The organism is Bacillus sp. 5w2 (genome assembly GCF_054353775.1).
The window spans coordinates 53,152-66,485 of the sequence record NZ_JBTIWT010000007.1 but is presented as its reverse complement, the minus strand read 5'-3'; the positions used below and the strand labels follow the sequence as shown (position 1 = coordinate 66,485).

The window sequence follows — 13,334 nt, the reverse complement described above, 5'->3', positions numbered from 1 at the left end:
ATTTCTGTTGAATCTGATTTTAATAGTTATTATGTTGTAATTGTTCTATAGTATAGCACATGTTTTCTTTAGATGATATGTTTTTGTTTGTGTATAAACTGAAAACTTGTGTTTTCACACTTCCTTTGGTATATATGAATATTGTTCATAAAAAGATCGGAAAGGAAGACAACAAGTGAAGACAGAGAAATTTTTTACCCATCCGATTGGCGTGTTTATTGCTGCGATAGTAGCGACTTTTTTATGGGGGAGCGCATTCCCTTTTATTAAATTAAGTTATGCTGAACTTGGAATTCAGCCACAAGAAGTTGGGGAGCAAATATTATTTGCTGGCTATCGTTTCTTTTTATCTGGAGTCATGCTCTTATTCTTCTTTAAAGCGTTAGGAAAAAATATGAGCTTCAAAAAAGGAACGGGAAAGCAGTTAGTACAAATTGGTTTATTTCAAACCTTTCTCCAATATATATGTTTTTATATTGGAATGAGCTATAGTTCTGGTATTGAAGGAGCTATCATTTCAGGAACATCATCATTCTTTCAAATTTTACTCGCGCATTTTTTATATAAAGATGATGCTCTTAATATGAGAAAAGTAATTGGGGTTTCTATCGGCTTTTGTGGTGTCATTTTAGTAAATGTACCGAGTGATGGTAGTTTGTCATTCCATTTCGGAATCGGTAGCTTATTACTTCTTAGTGCAGCAATGTTGTATTCATATGGAAACATATTGGCGAAAGAAGGTAGCAAAACATTAGATGTTGGCTATATGACAGCATACCAAATGATTTTTGGTTCTATTGGGCTATTATGTATAGGGGCTTTGCAAGTGGGAATCACGCCATTTACATTTAGTGTACATGCAATACTTATGCTTACCTATTTATCTTTCTTATCCGCAGCAGGATTTTGTATTTGGAATACAATTATGAAGTACAATAAGGTTGGAAAAGTATCAATGTACATGTTCTTTATACCCGTATTTGGTGTGTTATTATCGAGCATGATTTTAGGAGAAGCAATTCACTCATTTGTATTAATTGGTTTAGCGTGTGTAGCTGCGGGAATTATTGTGGTGAATCGTACGCCAGCTAAGCAGAAAATGGAGGAAGAAAAACAAGTAGCATAGATAACAGGAAAACGATTACAATGGAAGAACAGTACTGTTCTTCTTTTTTTTTTATAGAAAAAGGATAATAGACTAGGTGTAACGAAAAAAATACAAAAAGCATTTATTGAGGAGAACATGTTATGAATCTACTTTACATGGTGTTAATTGGACAAATCATTCTTTTTTTAATTGGTGCAATGTACGCAATAGGGCAGACAAAAAAAACAAGAAATAATATGCCGTTGCCTTTAGCAGTGCGTCTTATTCTTAGTTTTTCTTTAACAGCAAGTGCAATTTGGATATGGTTACAAGATCCATCAGTAGCGTATAGTACGTGGGTTGCACTAGGTATGACGTTATCAACTGTAGGGGATTTATTTATGGCAGGTTTGATTCCAATTGGTCACAGGTTAATTGGAGGGATGGTTACTTTTGCGCTTGCGCATTGTTTTTATGTAAAAGCATTTTTGCAAACAGGCATTTCATGGAATGGTTTTTGGATTGGTCTACTTGTATACGGACTCTTTCTCATTATAGGGTGGTTCTTTTTTATCCGAAATGATAAACAAGATAAATTGTTTACGATAGGAGCTCTAATTTATGGATTATGGGTTGGAGGAATGGCTTGCTTTGCATTCGCCTTATATTATGAGAATTCAGGAGTATGGTGGATACCAGCATTTGGTGGTTTATTATTTGTGATTTCTGATTTTATTATAGGCGTGACAGATATTGGAGGGCGTAAATTAAAGTATGAACCACTTTGGATTTGGTTTACATATGTAGCGGCTCAAATGTGTATTGTATATGTGGGAATATAAAAAGATACTCTCCAAATAGTGGATAGACTATTTGGAGAGTATCTTTTTTGCTTGTTTAATTTGATCAGCATCGCTATTTTGGAATTTTTAATATTGTAATTTTATAATTCAGAATTTTGTAGAAAATCATCGGTCGTATTATTTATAATAAAAGTAAAAAGATGATGAGATGGTGGAATGATGCAAAAGAAAAAACGTTGGCGTAAATTCTTTGGAACGATTGCAATTGCATGTTTGTTGGTGTTTTTAACGAAAATTTTTGTGTTTTTTCCTACGACTGTAAAAGGAGCGTCTATGAAGCCAACGTTACAAGATGGGGATAAGGTGATTGTTAATAAGTTGGCAAAGCAATTTGAAAGTTATGAGAGAGAAGACATTATTGTTGTGAAGACGGATAATTTTTACGTGAAAAGGGTTATTGGTTTGCCTGGCGATGTCATTGAGGTGAGAAATGATCAATTATATGTGAATCATGAAGTGATAGAGGAAGCGTATTTGTATAGTAATAAAAAACAAGCTGAAAAAAAACTTATGAATTTAACAGAGGACTTTGGACCAATTACAGTTCCTAAAAATAAGATTTTTGTTATGGGGGATAATCGCTTAATAAGCAGAGATAGTAGAAATGGTTTAGGACTTATTGATAAAGCGGATGTATTAGGAGAATTAGCGGCAATTTATTATCCATTTGAACATATGAAAATAATGAATTAAAGTAAAAAACCAAGCAAATTTTAGTTTGCTTGGTTTTTTATGTTAAATCGTAGGAGACTCATTAAATTCATAGACGTCTTCATTGTTTTTGTTCGTACTTAAAACGAATTTGTGCTGCAATAGTTGCAGTTTAAAGAATGCTAACGGATCGTGATAAGTTTCTGGGTTGCTTCTTAACGTTGCTAATGTTTGTTCGTCTTCCTCTATTTCAAGTTGAGCTGCTTCCACATTTTGTTTCAATATGCTAAGTGGATCTTTAAAGAACATCATAATATCTCGTTCTAATGCGCCTTCAAATACTTCAAATTGAAGGAAGAATTGTTTTGAAATCGTTTGAGAAATTTCCGTATAGTCTTCCGTTTCAATATATTGTTTATATTTGTTTGCGAGCATAGATTGATTTTTTTGCATGTTACCAAATAGTTTTCCCGCACTCTTTAAGAAAAATTGTGTCGGTGTAAAGCGTAATAAAATATTGATGTTCGATACTGTAATTCTATTTGTCATGCGTACAACATCTCGATGCCAATCATCTAATAATTTGAAATCGCAAGGAAGTTTCATGCGTTCTTCTTTATATAATTTATTAAACGTTTCACTCATTTCATCTAAATAAGATTGAGCTTGAATAAATTCATTATGTGCTGTTTCAATCCACTCTTGAATAAACCCAGTAAATTTAGGAAGAAGCACTTGCTGTACATGTTTTTGAATTCGTTCGTTCATTGCAGTATTTAATTCTTCATGAACTAATTTGAAATCACTATCTTCTTGAACAAGGTCAGAACAGCTCTGTAATAATTCAGGAATTTGAGAATGGATATCTCGTGTGATTTCTTCTTTCGTTAAAAGATAAGATTCTGTAATAGAACGAATTTTATCTTTTTCAAGAGCAGTAAGATTGTTAATAAATCCATTTAGTTTCACTGAGATATGTTTATTCCATCGTACTGATTTCACTAATGTATTTTCTAATTCCACACGTTCATTTACAAGGTATGCGATTGTCTTTTGAGTAAACCATATTAGTTTTTCTATACGTTCTTGTTCCATGTCGCGTCCAGCTAGATTAGAAAGAATAGACTCTGTCACGTCCCCAAGTTGCTGGCTACTCTCTTGTGAAGGAGAGTATGGGAAGAACTGTGCACTTGGGAAATGGACTTTAATCTTACTTATTAGCTTTTCATTATTGGTCGTATTATTTGTGTGTAATACGAAATGAATTTGTAAATTTGGCACTTGTTCACGTAAATAAAGTAATGTATCAAGCTCTTCCCCATGTAATGGTGAAGCTGAATTTAATACGTAAATAAGGCTATCTGCTGCTTGTAAGTATTCAAAATATGGGCTGTTTTTATCCACTTGCCCTTGAACAGATGGCGTAACAAGAAATGCAAATTTATTTTTTCTTAAAAATCTACTTGGTAACTTAATTTCTATGCATTTTTTCTCAAGTTCTGAATCGGAAGGTGTAGCCATTATTTGATGGAATTCATCAAAGTTCGGTATATTGTGTACATCTAACGCAGTGAATTCTGTTATTTCAGTTTGGCTATCATCTTTAAATAGAATAGGAGCTGTTACAGTCTCAGTTAAGATGTTCTCTCCTAATATTGAATTGATGAATGATAATTTATCATGGTCACTAGTTCCCGCTATTAGTAATTGTGTAACATTTAAATCACATAGTTCATGAACGAGTAACGTAAATTGATGACTTAAATCCACATCGTTTTTTTCAGCCCATACAGCAATTGTTTCGAATAAATGAGAAACGGTTTCCATATTTACATTTGTTTCAGCTGTTGAATTAGAGAGTAGGGCTCCCGCACTTTTTACGAGTAATGACTCTAAAGTTGTAGGTGAAACTTCATTCCACGCTAATACTGCAGCAGAGACAAATAGGGCATCTTTTGCTTTCGTTAAACTAAACCAATTTGTTAATAGATCGGGTACAAGTCCTTGCATTTCATGCATGAAATGCTCACCAGTAATTAATTCAAAGTACGTATCTTGATAGCGTTCAATAATTTCATGCCAATCGTCATTGTTGTCTGTCTCAATATGTAAGAATAAATGATTTATTGTTTGAATCCAAGGTAGATGCAATTTTTCATTTTGATAGCTGTTCCAAAGAGCAATAACAAGTTCTTTAAATTGGACTTGATCAATTGCATATAAAGCTTTTAAAGATTCATAGAAATATTCTGGATTGATTTGTTTCGTAAATCCTTGATTTACATAATTGATTAAAGTATCGAACCAGTGCAATGATTTTGTTCGAATTCCTTCTTGAACGGCAAGTTCGATAGCATTATTCCAATCTGCTTGTTTTTCATAGAATGAGCGAGCAATTGCAGTAATGTTTGGATAGTCAGGTTGAAATGCAACAGCCTCACTAATTGTCTTAAAGGCTAGACCTAAACGATCTTGTTCGATGTAAAGAGAAAGAAGTTGTAAGGAAACTTCCATTGTAAGAGTTGTATCTTCCGTTTGGATAGATTGATAAATTTCTTCTGCTTTTGGTAAGAAGCCTAGTTCAAAATAAGAATCTGCAATATTTTTGGTTGCCCAAAGTGCAAGCTCGTTATTTACTTTCTCCCATTTAAATATCGCTGCTTCAAAGTCTTTATTTTGGTAATAAAATTCACCTTGAGCAAAGCGGATATTAGAAATGTTGGAGAATTCATTTATAGATTCATTTATATATGCTTCACCGAGTACTTCCGATACTGGAGTAGAAGTTTCTTCTGTTAAAAATGTTTTATAGTAAACCTTTTGGATAAATTGATTTTCAATGGTCATGTTCGTTCCCCCTGTATAATTTAGAAAAATGATGTTGTATGTAAAGGGTGCATGTTCTTTTAATAGGTAGAAGTTGCATTATATCGACCAAACTATGTTTTTGCTAGGTATATCATTTTTCCTGAGAGTTAAACCGTTGCGAAAAGTAACTTTCCTTTATTGTAACAAAAAAACAAGCATATGAATTTTTATTTTTTAATCCTGTTATTTGTGGATGGTAAGACTAGCGCTTCGAAAAGCGGTGAATATAAGGGAAGGAGGCGGGAGTCTGGCGCACGATTGATGTGTACTAAGAATGAGCCAGGATGAACAAACCCTCACCGATTAATGGTTCACTTTCTTCCTGTTAAAGGAATGGATAGAAGTAGAGTTCATTATAAAAACAATGTATAGTGAATATGTATACCATGTTTGTCTGAAGGATAGAAAGGGCACAATGTGGAATAACGATCGTGCATAGGATGTGTCTTCCGAATGGAACAACATATTGGCGAGTTAATCGCACATTATGGGTATTTTGGAATTATTATAGCTTTGGCCGGTGGGATTGTTGGATTACCGATACCAGATGAGTTTTTATTGACCTTTGTTGGTTATAACGTTTCAAAAGGAGTTATGTCAGGAACTGCTGCGTTTTTAAGTGGGATGGCTGGCGCAATGTTAGGCATTACATTAAGCTATATATTAGGTTTGAAACTTGGACTCCCTGTTTTAAAAAAATATGGGCCGAAAGTTAGGATCAAAGAACATCACATCGAAAAAACACATATTTTATTTGAAAAATATGGCCCATTTCTTTTAATGATTGGTTACTTTATCCCGGGAGTACGTCATTTAACAGCATATTTTGCTGGGATGTCGAATTTAACACTTTGGCGTTTTTGTTTGTACGCTTACGGTGGTGCGTTTATTTGGATCAGTGTTTTTATTGGACTTGGCTGGAAGTTAGGAGAGAAGTGGCGTTTCGTTGAGTATAGTTTACATCATTATGGAATATGGATTTTATCCATTTCAGTAGTTGTTACATGTATTGTATGGTTTTACATAAAGAAAAAGAAAAACCGCTAATCGCGGTTTTTTTAGCTGAAAGCAATAAATAGTACACCAGCTGTAATAAAGACAACACCAATACTAGTCATAAAGTTTAACTTTTCGCCGAGTATAATCATAGCGAGAATGATAGAAAATACGACGCTTAGTTTATCGACAGGAGCCACTTGTGAAACTTTCCCTGTTTTGAGGGCAAGAAAATAAAATAGCCATGACGAAGCACCTGCAACCCCACTTAATGTGATAAAGAGCAGTGCTTTTTTATTTAGCAGTACATCGCCAATATTTTGAAATTTACCTTGGATAATAATAACGCCCACCATAAATAATGCCATGATAATAGAACGAACAGTTGTGGCGACATTGGCATCGATTCCATCTAAACCAATCTTTCCGAAAATAGATACAAGGGCAGCAGCAATTGCTGATAATAGTGCGAATAAGAGCCATGAACTCATAGTAAAATTCCTCCAATCTTACATTATTATACATGAAAACCATTCTCATGTATAAAGCGAAACTTTAATCAGTGGGATTTTATCGTCCCGCAAATAGCGGAATAAATAACGAAATAATCCCCACCTTATATTTTTAATAAGGTGGGGATTATTATACTACTCTGCAATTTCCTCATATAAAAAGTACGTTACATTATAAATATGTTCCACTTCATCGTCTGTCATAAACAATAATTCGTCACGCTCAATCCCTTTTTTCTTTTCAATAAACTCAATCATGTTTTTGCGTTCTTCTCTTTTCATCAATGTTATTTCTCCTCTCAATCTGTTTTAATACAGTTTATTTAAGTTACTGCTATTATATAACAGAATCTTTAGAAAGTTCCACCTATTTTATTGTTTTTTTCAGAAGAACTTTTCGACAAAACAAGCCCACCTAAAGGGGGCTTGTTTTATTTTATAGTCGTAAAAACTCGGGCTCCGTCGTACCAGCACCATCGATGTAATAAATTGTGTCGGGATTGATTTTTATTAATACGTAATTAGGGTCTTCAGGACCGAGTAACCAGCGTTTTAAGCTATTATTCCAAAACTTGTTTTTTAATGTGGAGTCTTCCTCGATGGAAGCTAAGCCTTCAACTTCAATATAATCTTCATCTAATTTTTTTCCTTCTCGTCCAAGTAGTACATGGACATTTGGATTGTTTTCGATATCTGTTATCTTTTTTGATTGTCGATCTGTTGCAACATATAGTACAAAATCTTCGTGGAAAAACATCATAAAGGCACTATGCGGCTTATCGTTACGTACAGTTGATAATACACCAGTTCTTTGTCCTTGAATAATTGTTGCGATTTTTTCTTTTAAGTGCATGTTTTTTACCTCTTTTCCTAATTTATATTTTCTCTGTTTAAACGAGATAATTTGAATATCTTTCATACTGTTTTCTTCAATCCGATTTTTTAAACGTAATTGTGATGAAATCGTACAAGTTAGGAGAAGAATAATAATAATATCGAGGAGAAATACATACGATGGAAGGATGAAAGGCATGTTTAATAAAATATTTCTTATAGTAGGGCTTATAGGTGTACCACTGTCTGTACTTGGAAAAACACTTCATTGGCCCCAAACAATTATGTTCGCTGTGTATTGTATTACGATTATCGCGTTAGCTGGTTTTATGGGGAGAGCGACAGAAAGTTTAGCAATTGTCTCTGGACCTAGAATAGGTGGATTATTAAATGCTACTTTCGGTAATGCTGTTGAACTAATCATTTCGATTTTTGCACTTCAAGCGGGATTAATTGAAGTGGTGTTAGCCTCTTTAACAGGATCTGTACTTGGAAATTTACTATTAGTAGGGGGACTATCTTTCTTTGTAGGAGGTCTGAAATACAAAAGACAAAGTTTTAATGTGTATGATGCAAGACACAATTCAGCTTTATTAATCTTTGCTGTAGTAGTAGCTTTTGTTATTCCAGAGATCTTTTCAATGAAGATGGAAGCTGGAAAGACGTATCAATTAAGTATCGGTGTTTCTATTATTATGATTATTATGTACCTTGCTGCATTGCTATTTAAGTTAGTTACGCACCGCGGTGTATATCAGCATAAAAGTGATGAAGTCGCTCATGAAGAAGAGCCAGAGTGGTCAAAAGGAAAAGCGTTACTCATTTTAGCAATAGCGACAATTGCGGTAGCTTATGTGTCAGAGGCGCTCGTGCATACATTTGAAACAGTCGCGAAATCATTTGGCTGGTCAGAGTTATTTATAGGGGTTATTATCGTTGCGATTGTTGGAAATGCAGCAGAACATGCATCTGCAATTATTATGGCTTATAAAAATAAAGTAAATATTGCAGTCGAAATCGCAGTAGGTTCTACATTACAAATTGCCATGTTTGTTGCTCCTGTATTGGTATTGCTATCCATGTTTTTTGCAAATAGGATGCCTTTAGTATTTACCATACCAGAACTTGTTTCTATGATTACAGCTGTTTTCTTAACGATAGCGATTTCAAACGATGGTGATACAAACTGGTTTGAAGGAGGTACGTTATTAGCGGCGTATGTCATTATGGGAATTGGTTTTTATTTATTATGAAAAATAGGCATAACAATTGTGCTGAGAGAAAACAATAAAAAAAGTAGTATATACCTTTACGTAGGAAGGAGCCAGACAGGTGAAACGAGTATACAGCATATGTCTTTCAACTATGGTCTCGTTTATTCTATTATTTCCTAACATAAGTTTTGCAAAGACAACGGTAGAAACAAAAATGCCTTCATCTGTTTTAAATATTTCTAAAGACAATACGTTTCCAAATGATGCGCAAGATTTGCCGCGTTTACAGCCGAGTAAGTTTGCTCAAGAACTATTGAAAACAGCAAATATTAAAATTGAAAATCCGGACTTAATTCGAATGTTTAATGAAACGACAATTTCGAATGCGCCGCTTGCGGTAGGGTACCGAGCAAAAATCTATTTAGGTCAATGGGCTTTGAATTATGAATCGGTTGATACAACGATTAATTGGGAATATAAACAAGTAAATCGCAATGTGTACGATAATCGCGGAGGAGATCGCTTATATCCGTTACGCTATAAACAAGAAACGCAGAAGACAGTTGAAGGCGATTTAACAGCGGATATGAAAGATGCTACAGATGTGAAAAAAATGATGCTTCTCAAAGCACTTGAAAAAGTACAATTGCCACTTTCATTTAAAACAACCATTGGTTATGGTACAGGACATGAGCGCGTGTATAATATTAGCCCGAGTCAACTTGGATATTTATACGCCTATACACCAGCAGTAAATGAAAAAGGAAAAGTGACGTTTGGAGAAGTATACCTTGTATTAAAAGGAAATCAAAAAAGGCTTGTTGTAAAAAATATTACCTCACAAGGAATTGGAGCTGCTATTCCAATTCATGATCATTTATATTTTAAATTCATATCTTCTTCTCACTCGCAATAATATGAAAAAACGTCAGCTTATAAGCTGACGTTTTTATTTAGAATGTAATATTTGCTGTTTTTGATAAGAAATCTTCTGTTGGATAGTAGCTGTTTTTTACAAGAACATTCGGTCCGAGGCATTTTACAGCAGGACAGTGACAGCTTAATGATTTTGCTGTTTTTGAAGCACTCCATTTGTCATACGCTTCTTGTAGTGTGTTTGTTTGTACGTTACCTAGAAGAGGAACGTCACCGAAATCAGTTACAATAATATTTCCATCGAAAATGTTAACGTTTAAACGAGAACGGCCATCCGGATCGTTACGAACGGTTACATTTTTGCTTTCTTGTAATTTCTTAAATGTGGCGATGTCTCGCTCGTCATCGCTACAAGCGTAGAAAGGTAAAGTCCCAAATAACATCCATACATTTTCATCGCGAATTTCTAGTAAATGCTCAATTGCATCACGAATTTCAGCTTTTGTTAAAATTTCTAGATTACTCGCGAAGTCACTTGGATACATCGGATGTACTTCATGACGTTTACAGCCCATTTCTTCAACAATTTGACGATGAATATGTTCAATATGTGGTAGAGTTCTTTTATTCAGCATTGTTTCGGCTGATACGAGTACACCGGCATCTGATAGAGCTTTACTATTTGTAATCATTCGTTCAAATAGTTTTGCACGCTGTTCATACGTAGGTTTACGCTCCATCATTGCAAATCCGCCTTCAACGAAGTCATCAATTGTTCCCCAGTTATGAGATATGTGCAATACGTCTAAATAAGGAATAATTTGTTCGTAACGTGCTAAATCTATAGTTAAGTTTGAGTTGATTTGAGTGCGAACGCCTCGTTCATGGGCGTATTTTAAGAGTGGTGTTACATAGTTGTCGACGGATTTTTTTGAAAGCATAGGTTCTCCGCCAGTAATACTTAAAGAACGTAAATGAGGAATCTCATCTAATCGTTTTAATAAAAGCTCCATCGGAAGCGGATTTGGATCTTTCGGCTGTAATGTGTAACCAACAGCACAATGCTCGCAACGCATATTGCATAACGTTGTCGTTGTAAATTCAACGTTTGTTAATAGTAGTTTGCCGTACTCTTCAAGGTCCATATACGCTTCCCATGGATCGTAAGAAGGAGTAATCGGCTTCATTTTTTGTGATATCGTCATATGAAATACTCCTTTGACTATTGAAATAACAATTTGTCCATTCTCTATAATAGAAGAATATGTACTTTTTATAAAGTGAAACTTTTTTGTGAAAAAAGAGAGAGGGCTTACATTTGAATGAATGACCGTGACAAAATTGATGAAATTTCATGCCCATAGCAATCATTTTTGCGGTATAATAAAAGCAACTCGAATTAAAAGGAGAGTGCCTTCATGGGAAAAGCAATTCAAGATAAAGATACACAATTAGTATATTTAAAAGAACGTTTAAATATGTTCATTGAAGTGATTGATACAATTGAACCTGAAGAAGTAGAGTTAGAAGATGTAGATCGTCTACTTGCAATGTTAGATGAATTAGAATTAAAATGTGAGCAATTTAAAAAAGACGAATAATATATTAAAAAGGCTGCCAAAGCAAAATTGGCAGCCTTTTTCTGTATGGATAATAGAAGGAAGGTAGAAAAAAAGGTATAATCAAGTTGTGAAAAATTTCATTTATGCTTTATAGCGTGAAATAAATAAAAAGCTGAAGAGCATAACAATGGAATTTTCAGCTCATAACGTTTTGGTAGCGTTCACAATTGAGGGGGAAGTAACAATGGAAAAGCTTCAAGAAAGCATGTATCAACTAATTGTTGAAACGTCAACGAACTTACCGAAAGATGTTCGTCGTGCGATTCAACAAGCGAAAGAACGAGAAAATGCAGGGACTCGTTCAGCGATGGCACTTGGCACAATTACGAATAATATTAAAATGGCTGATGATAACATCTCGCCAATTTGCCAAGATACAGGGATGCCAACGTTTAAAATTTATACACCAGTTGGTGTGAATCAATTAAAGTTGAAGGAAGCTATCTATAATGCGCTTGAGCGGGCGACAAAAGATGGTAAACTTCGTCCAAATTCTGTTGATTCTCTTTTTGGAGACAATAGTGGAAATAATTTAGGACCAGGTACACCGGTTATTAAGTTTGAACAATGGGAAAAAGATTATATTGATGCTCGTTTAATCCTAAAGGGTGGTGGCTGTGAGAATAAAAATATTCAGTATAGCTTACCATGTGAATTAGAAGGACTTGGACGAGCTGGCCGTGATTTAGAAGGGATTCGTAAATGCCTTCTTCATGCAGTATATCAAGCACAAGGTCAAGGATGTAGTGCAGGTGTAATTGGTGTTGGTATCGGGGGAGACCGCACATCAGGTTACGAATTAGCAAAAAATCAATTATTCCGTACATTAGATGACGTCAATCCAATTCCAGAGTTACAAAAGCTTGAAGAGTACGTATTAGAAAATGCGAATAAGCTTGGCATTGGTACGATGGGATTTGGCGGAGAAACAACTTTACTTGGTTGTAAAATTGGCGTGTATAACCGTCTGCCAGCTAGCTTCTATGTGTCTGTGGCGTATAATTGCTGGGCATATCGCCGCCTTGGCGTAACAATCCACCCTGAAACAGGTGAAATTATGGATTGGTTATATCAAGAAGGTGAGGATACACTGGAGCAAGAAGCACAAGAAAAAACAGAGCAACGTGAGATTGTATTACAAGCACCAATTACAGAAGAGCAAATTCGTGAACTTCGCGTTGGTGATGTTGTAACAATTAATGGCATGATGTATACAGGTCGTGACGCAATCCATAAGCATTTAATGGATAACGATTGTCCAGTAGATTTAAATGGACAAGTTATTTATCACTGTGGTCCAGTTGTCGTGAAAGATGAAAATGACAATTGGCAAATTAAAGCGGCAGGTCCAACGACAAGTATTCGTGAAGAACCGTACCAAGGCGATATTATGAAGAAATTTGGTATTCGCGCTGTTATTGGTAAAGGCGGTATGGGTGCGAAAACATTAGCGGCTTTAGAAGAGCACGGTGGTGTATATTTAAATGCAATCGGTGGTGCAGCGCAATATTATGCTGAGTGTATTAAAGAAGTAAAAGATGTTGATTTCTTACAATTTGGTATTCCAGAGGCAATGTGGCATTTACGTATCGATGGATTTAAAGCAGTTGTAACGATGGATTCTCATGGTAATAGCTTACATGCAGATGTTGATAAAACATCACTTGAAAAATTAGCTAGCTTTAAAGAGCCGGTATTTAAGTAAACAAAAATGCATCTCGAATGATTCGAGATGCATTTTTTTGGTATATATAGAAAAACATGTTCAGCATGAAAGAATGCGAGGCAACAGAAACTACAAGTACGATTAT

13 protein-coding genes are annotated in these 13,334 nt (G+C 34.9%); 8 read left to right on the top strand and 5 right to left on the bottom strand.

Going from position 1 to position 13,334, the window contains the following annotated elements; all coding sequences use genetic code 11:
* Positions 1–175: 175 nt before the first annotated feature.
* The 3 genes from ACXY7N_RS14440 (at position 176) to lepB (ending at position 2,643) form a co-directional block, all read left to right on the top strand.
* Positions 176–1,126, top strand: a complete 951-nt coding sequence (locus ACXY7N_RS14440; RefSeq protein ID WP_016089455.1) for a DMT family transporter — start codon at positions 176–178, stop codon at positions 1,124–1,126.
* Positions 1,127–1,248: 122 nt separating this feature from the next.
* Positions 1,249–1,929, top strand: coding sequence for a lysoplasmalogenase (locus ACXY7N_RS14435; protein WP_016089454.1), 681 nt, complete (start codon positions 1,249–1,251; stop codon positions 1,927–1,929).
* Between the two features lie 177 nt (positions 1,930–2,106).
* A complete protein-coding gene (gene lepB / locus ACXY7N_RS14430; protein WP_016137002.1) occupies positions 2,107–2,643 on the top strand; it encodes a signal peptidase I in 537 nt (178 codons plus the stop codon).
* A 42-nt stretch (positions 2,644–2,685) separates the two neighbouring features.
* On the opposite strand, the gene ACXY7N_RS14425 is transcribed toward lepB, so the two are convergent.
* On the bottom strand, positions 2,686–5,448 hold the full coding sequence (locus tag ACXY7N_RS14425; protein WP_098560692.1) for a tetratricopeptide repeat protein: 2,763 nt from the start codon (positions 5,446–5,448) through the stop codon (positions 2,686–2,688).
* A 474-nt stretch (positions 5,449–5,922) separates the two neighbouring features.
* Here ACXY7N_RS14425 and ACXY7N_RS14420 point away from each other — a divergent pair, with 474 nt between their 5' ends.
* Positions 5,923–6,516 carry a DedA family protein gene (locus ACXY7N_RS14420; RefSeq protein ID WP_016089451.1) on the top strand — a complete coding sequence of 198 codons (594 nt, stop codon included), beginning with the start codon at positions 5,923–5,925 and terminating at the stop codon, positions 6,514–6,516.
* Between the two features lie 11 nt (positions 6,517–6,527).
* On the opposite strand, the gene ACXY7N_RS14415 is transcribed toward ACXY7N_RS14420, so the two are convergent.
* The 3 genes from ACXY7N_RS14415 to ACXY7N_RS14405 form a co-directional block, all read right to left on the bottom strand.
* Positions 6,528–6,956 (bottom strand): EamA family transporter, encoded by a 429-nt coding sequence (locus tag ACXY7N_RS14415; protein WP_016137004.1) that lies wholly within the window; start codon positions 6,954–6,956, stop codon positions 6,528–6,530.
* Between the two features lie 156 nt (positions 6,957–7,112).
* On the bottom strand, positions 7,113–7,259 hold the full coding sequence (locus ACXY7N_RS14410) for a BH0509 family protein (protein ID WP_000817786.1): 147 nt from the start codon (positions 7,257–7,259) through the stop codon (positions 7,113–7,115).
* 154 nt (positions 7,260–7,413) lie between these two features.
* Positions 7,414–7,830, bottom strand: coding sequence for a pyridoxamine 5'-phosphate oxidase family protein (locus ACXY7N_RS14405; RefSeq protein WP_000550210.1), 417 nt, complete (start codon positions 7,828–7,830; stop codon positions 7,414–7,416).
* A 178-nt stretch (positions 7,831–8,008) separates the two neighbouring features.
* Here ACXY7N_RS14405 and cax point away from each other — a divergent pair, with 178 nt between their 5' ends.
* Together cax and ACXY7N_RS14395 are read left to right on the top strand one after the other, a co-directional pair.
* Complete coding sequence (cax, locus tag ACXY7N_RS14400; RefSeq protein WP_016133540.1) at positions 8,009–9,064, top strand: calcium/proton exchanger; 1,056 nt, start codon at positions 8,009–8,011, stop codon at positions 9,062–9,064.
* Positions 9,065–9,143: 79 nt separating this feature from the next.
* Complete coding sequence (locus ACXY7N_RS14395; protein ID WP_016089448.1) at positions 9,144–9,941, top strand: YfkD famly protein; 798 nt, start codon at positions 9,144–9,146, stop codon at positions 9,939–9,941.
* Positions 9,942–9,978: 37 nt separating this feature from the next.
* Here ACXY7N_RS14395 and yfkAB read toward each other — a convergent pair whose 3' ends face one another.
* The gene (gene yfkAB, locus ACXY7N_RS14390; RefSeq protein WP_016133541.1) at positions 9,979–11,106 is read right to left on the bottom strand and encodes a radical SAM/CxCxxxxC motif protein YfkAB; all 1,128 of its coding nucleotides are present in this window, start codon (positions 11,104–11,106) and stop codon (positions 9,979–9,981) included.
* 213 nt (positions 11,107–11,319) lie between these two features.
* Between yfkAB and ACXY7N_RS14385 the strand changes: the two genes are divergently transcribed.
* The gene (locus ACXY7N_RS14385; RefSeq protein ID WP_000513558.1) at positions 11,320–11,502 is read left to right on the top strand and encodes an SE1561 family protein; all 183 of its coding nucleotides are present in this window, start codon (positions 11,320–11,322) and stop codon (positions 11,500–11,502) included.
* Positions 11,503–11,707: 205 nt separating this feature from the next.
* The gene (gene fumA, locus ACXY7N_RS14380) at positions 11,708–13,228 is read left to right on the top strand and encodes a class I fumarate hydratase (protein ID WP_080118112.1); all 1,521 of its coding nucleotides are present in this window, start codon (positions 11,708–11,710) and stop codon (positions 13,226–13,228) included.
* The last annotated feature ends 106 nt before the right edge of the window (positions 13,229–13,334 follow it).

Excerpts from the sequence above, each read along its gene's own strand:
- cax (WP_016133540.1), top strand. The coding sequence starts at position 8,009 with ATGTTTAATAAAATATTTCTTATAGTAGGGCTTATAGGTGTACCACTG.
- ACXY7N_RS14410 (WP_000817786.1), bottom strand. The coding sequence starts at position 7,259 with ATGAAAAGAGAAGAACGCAAAAACATGATTGAGTTTATTGAAAAGAAA.
- ACXY7N_RS14435 (WP_016089454.1), top strand. The coding sequence starts at position 1,249 with ATGAATCTACTTTACATGGTGTTAATTGGACAAATCATTCTTTTTTTA.
- ACXY7N_RS14415 (WP_016137004.1), bottom strand. The coding sequence starts at position 6,956 with ATGAGTTCATGGCTCTTATTCGCACTATTATCAGCAATTGCTGCTGCC.
- ACXY7N_RS14420 (WP_016089451.1), top strand. The coding sequence starts at position 5,923 with ATGGAACAACATATTGGCGAGTTAATCGCACATTATGGGTATTTTGGA.
- ACXY7N_RS14385 (WP_000513558.1), top strand. The coding sequence starts at position 11,320 with ATGGGAAAAGCAATTCAAGATAAAGATACACAATTAGTATATTTAAAA.
- yfkAB (WP_016133541.1), bottom strand. The coding sequence starts at position 11,106 with ATGACGATATCACAAAAAATGAAGCCGATTACTCCTTCTTACGATCCA.
- ACXY7N_RS14425 (WP_098560692.1), bottom strand. The coding sequence starts at position 5,448 with ATGACCATTGAAAATCAATTTATCCAAAAGGTTTACTATAAAACATTT.
- ACXY7N_RS14405 (WP_000550210.1), bottom strand. The coding sequence starts at position 7,830 with ATGCACTTAAAAGAAAAAATCGCAACAATTATTCAAGGACAAAGAACT.
- fumA (WP_080118112.1), top strand. The coding sequence starts at position 11,708 with ATGGAAAAGCTTCAAGAAAGCATGTATCAACTAATTGTTGAAACGTCA.
- lepB (WP_016137002.1), top strand. The coding sequence starts at position 2,107 with ATGATGCAAAAGAAAAAACGTTGGCGTAAATTCTTTGGAACGATTGCA.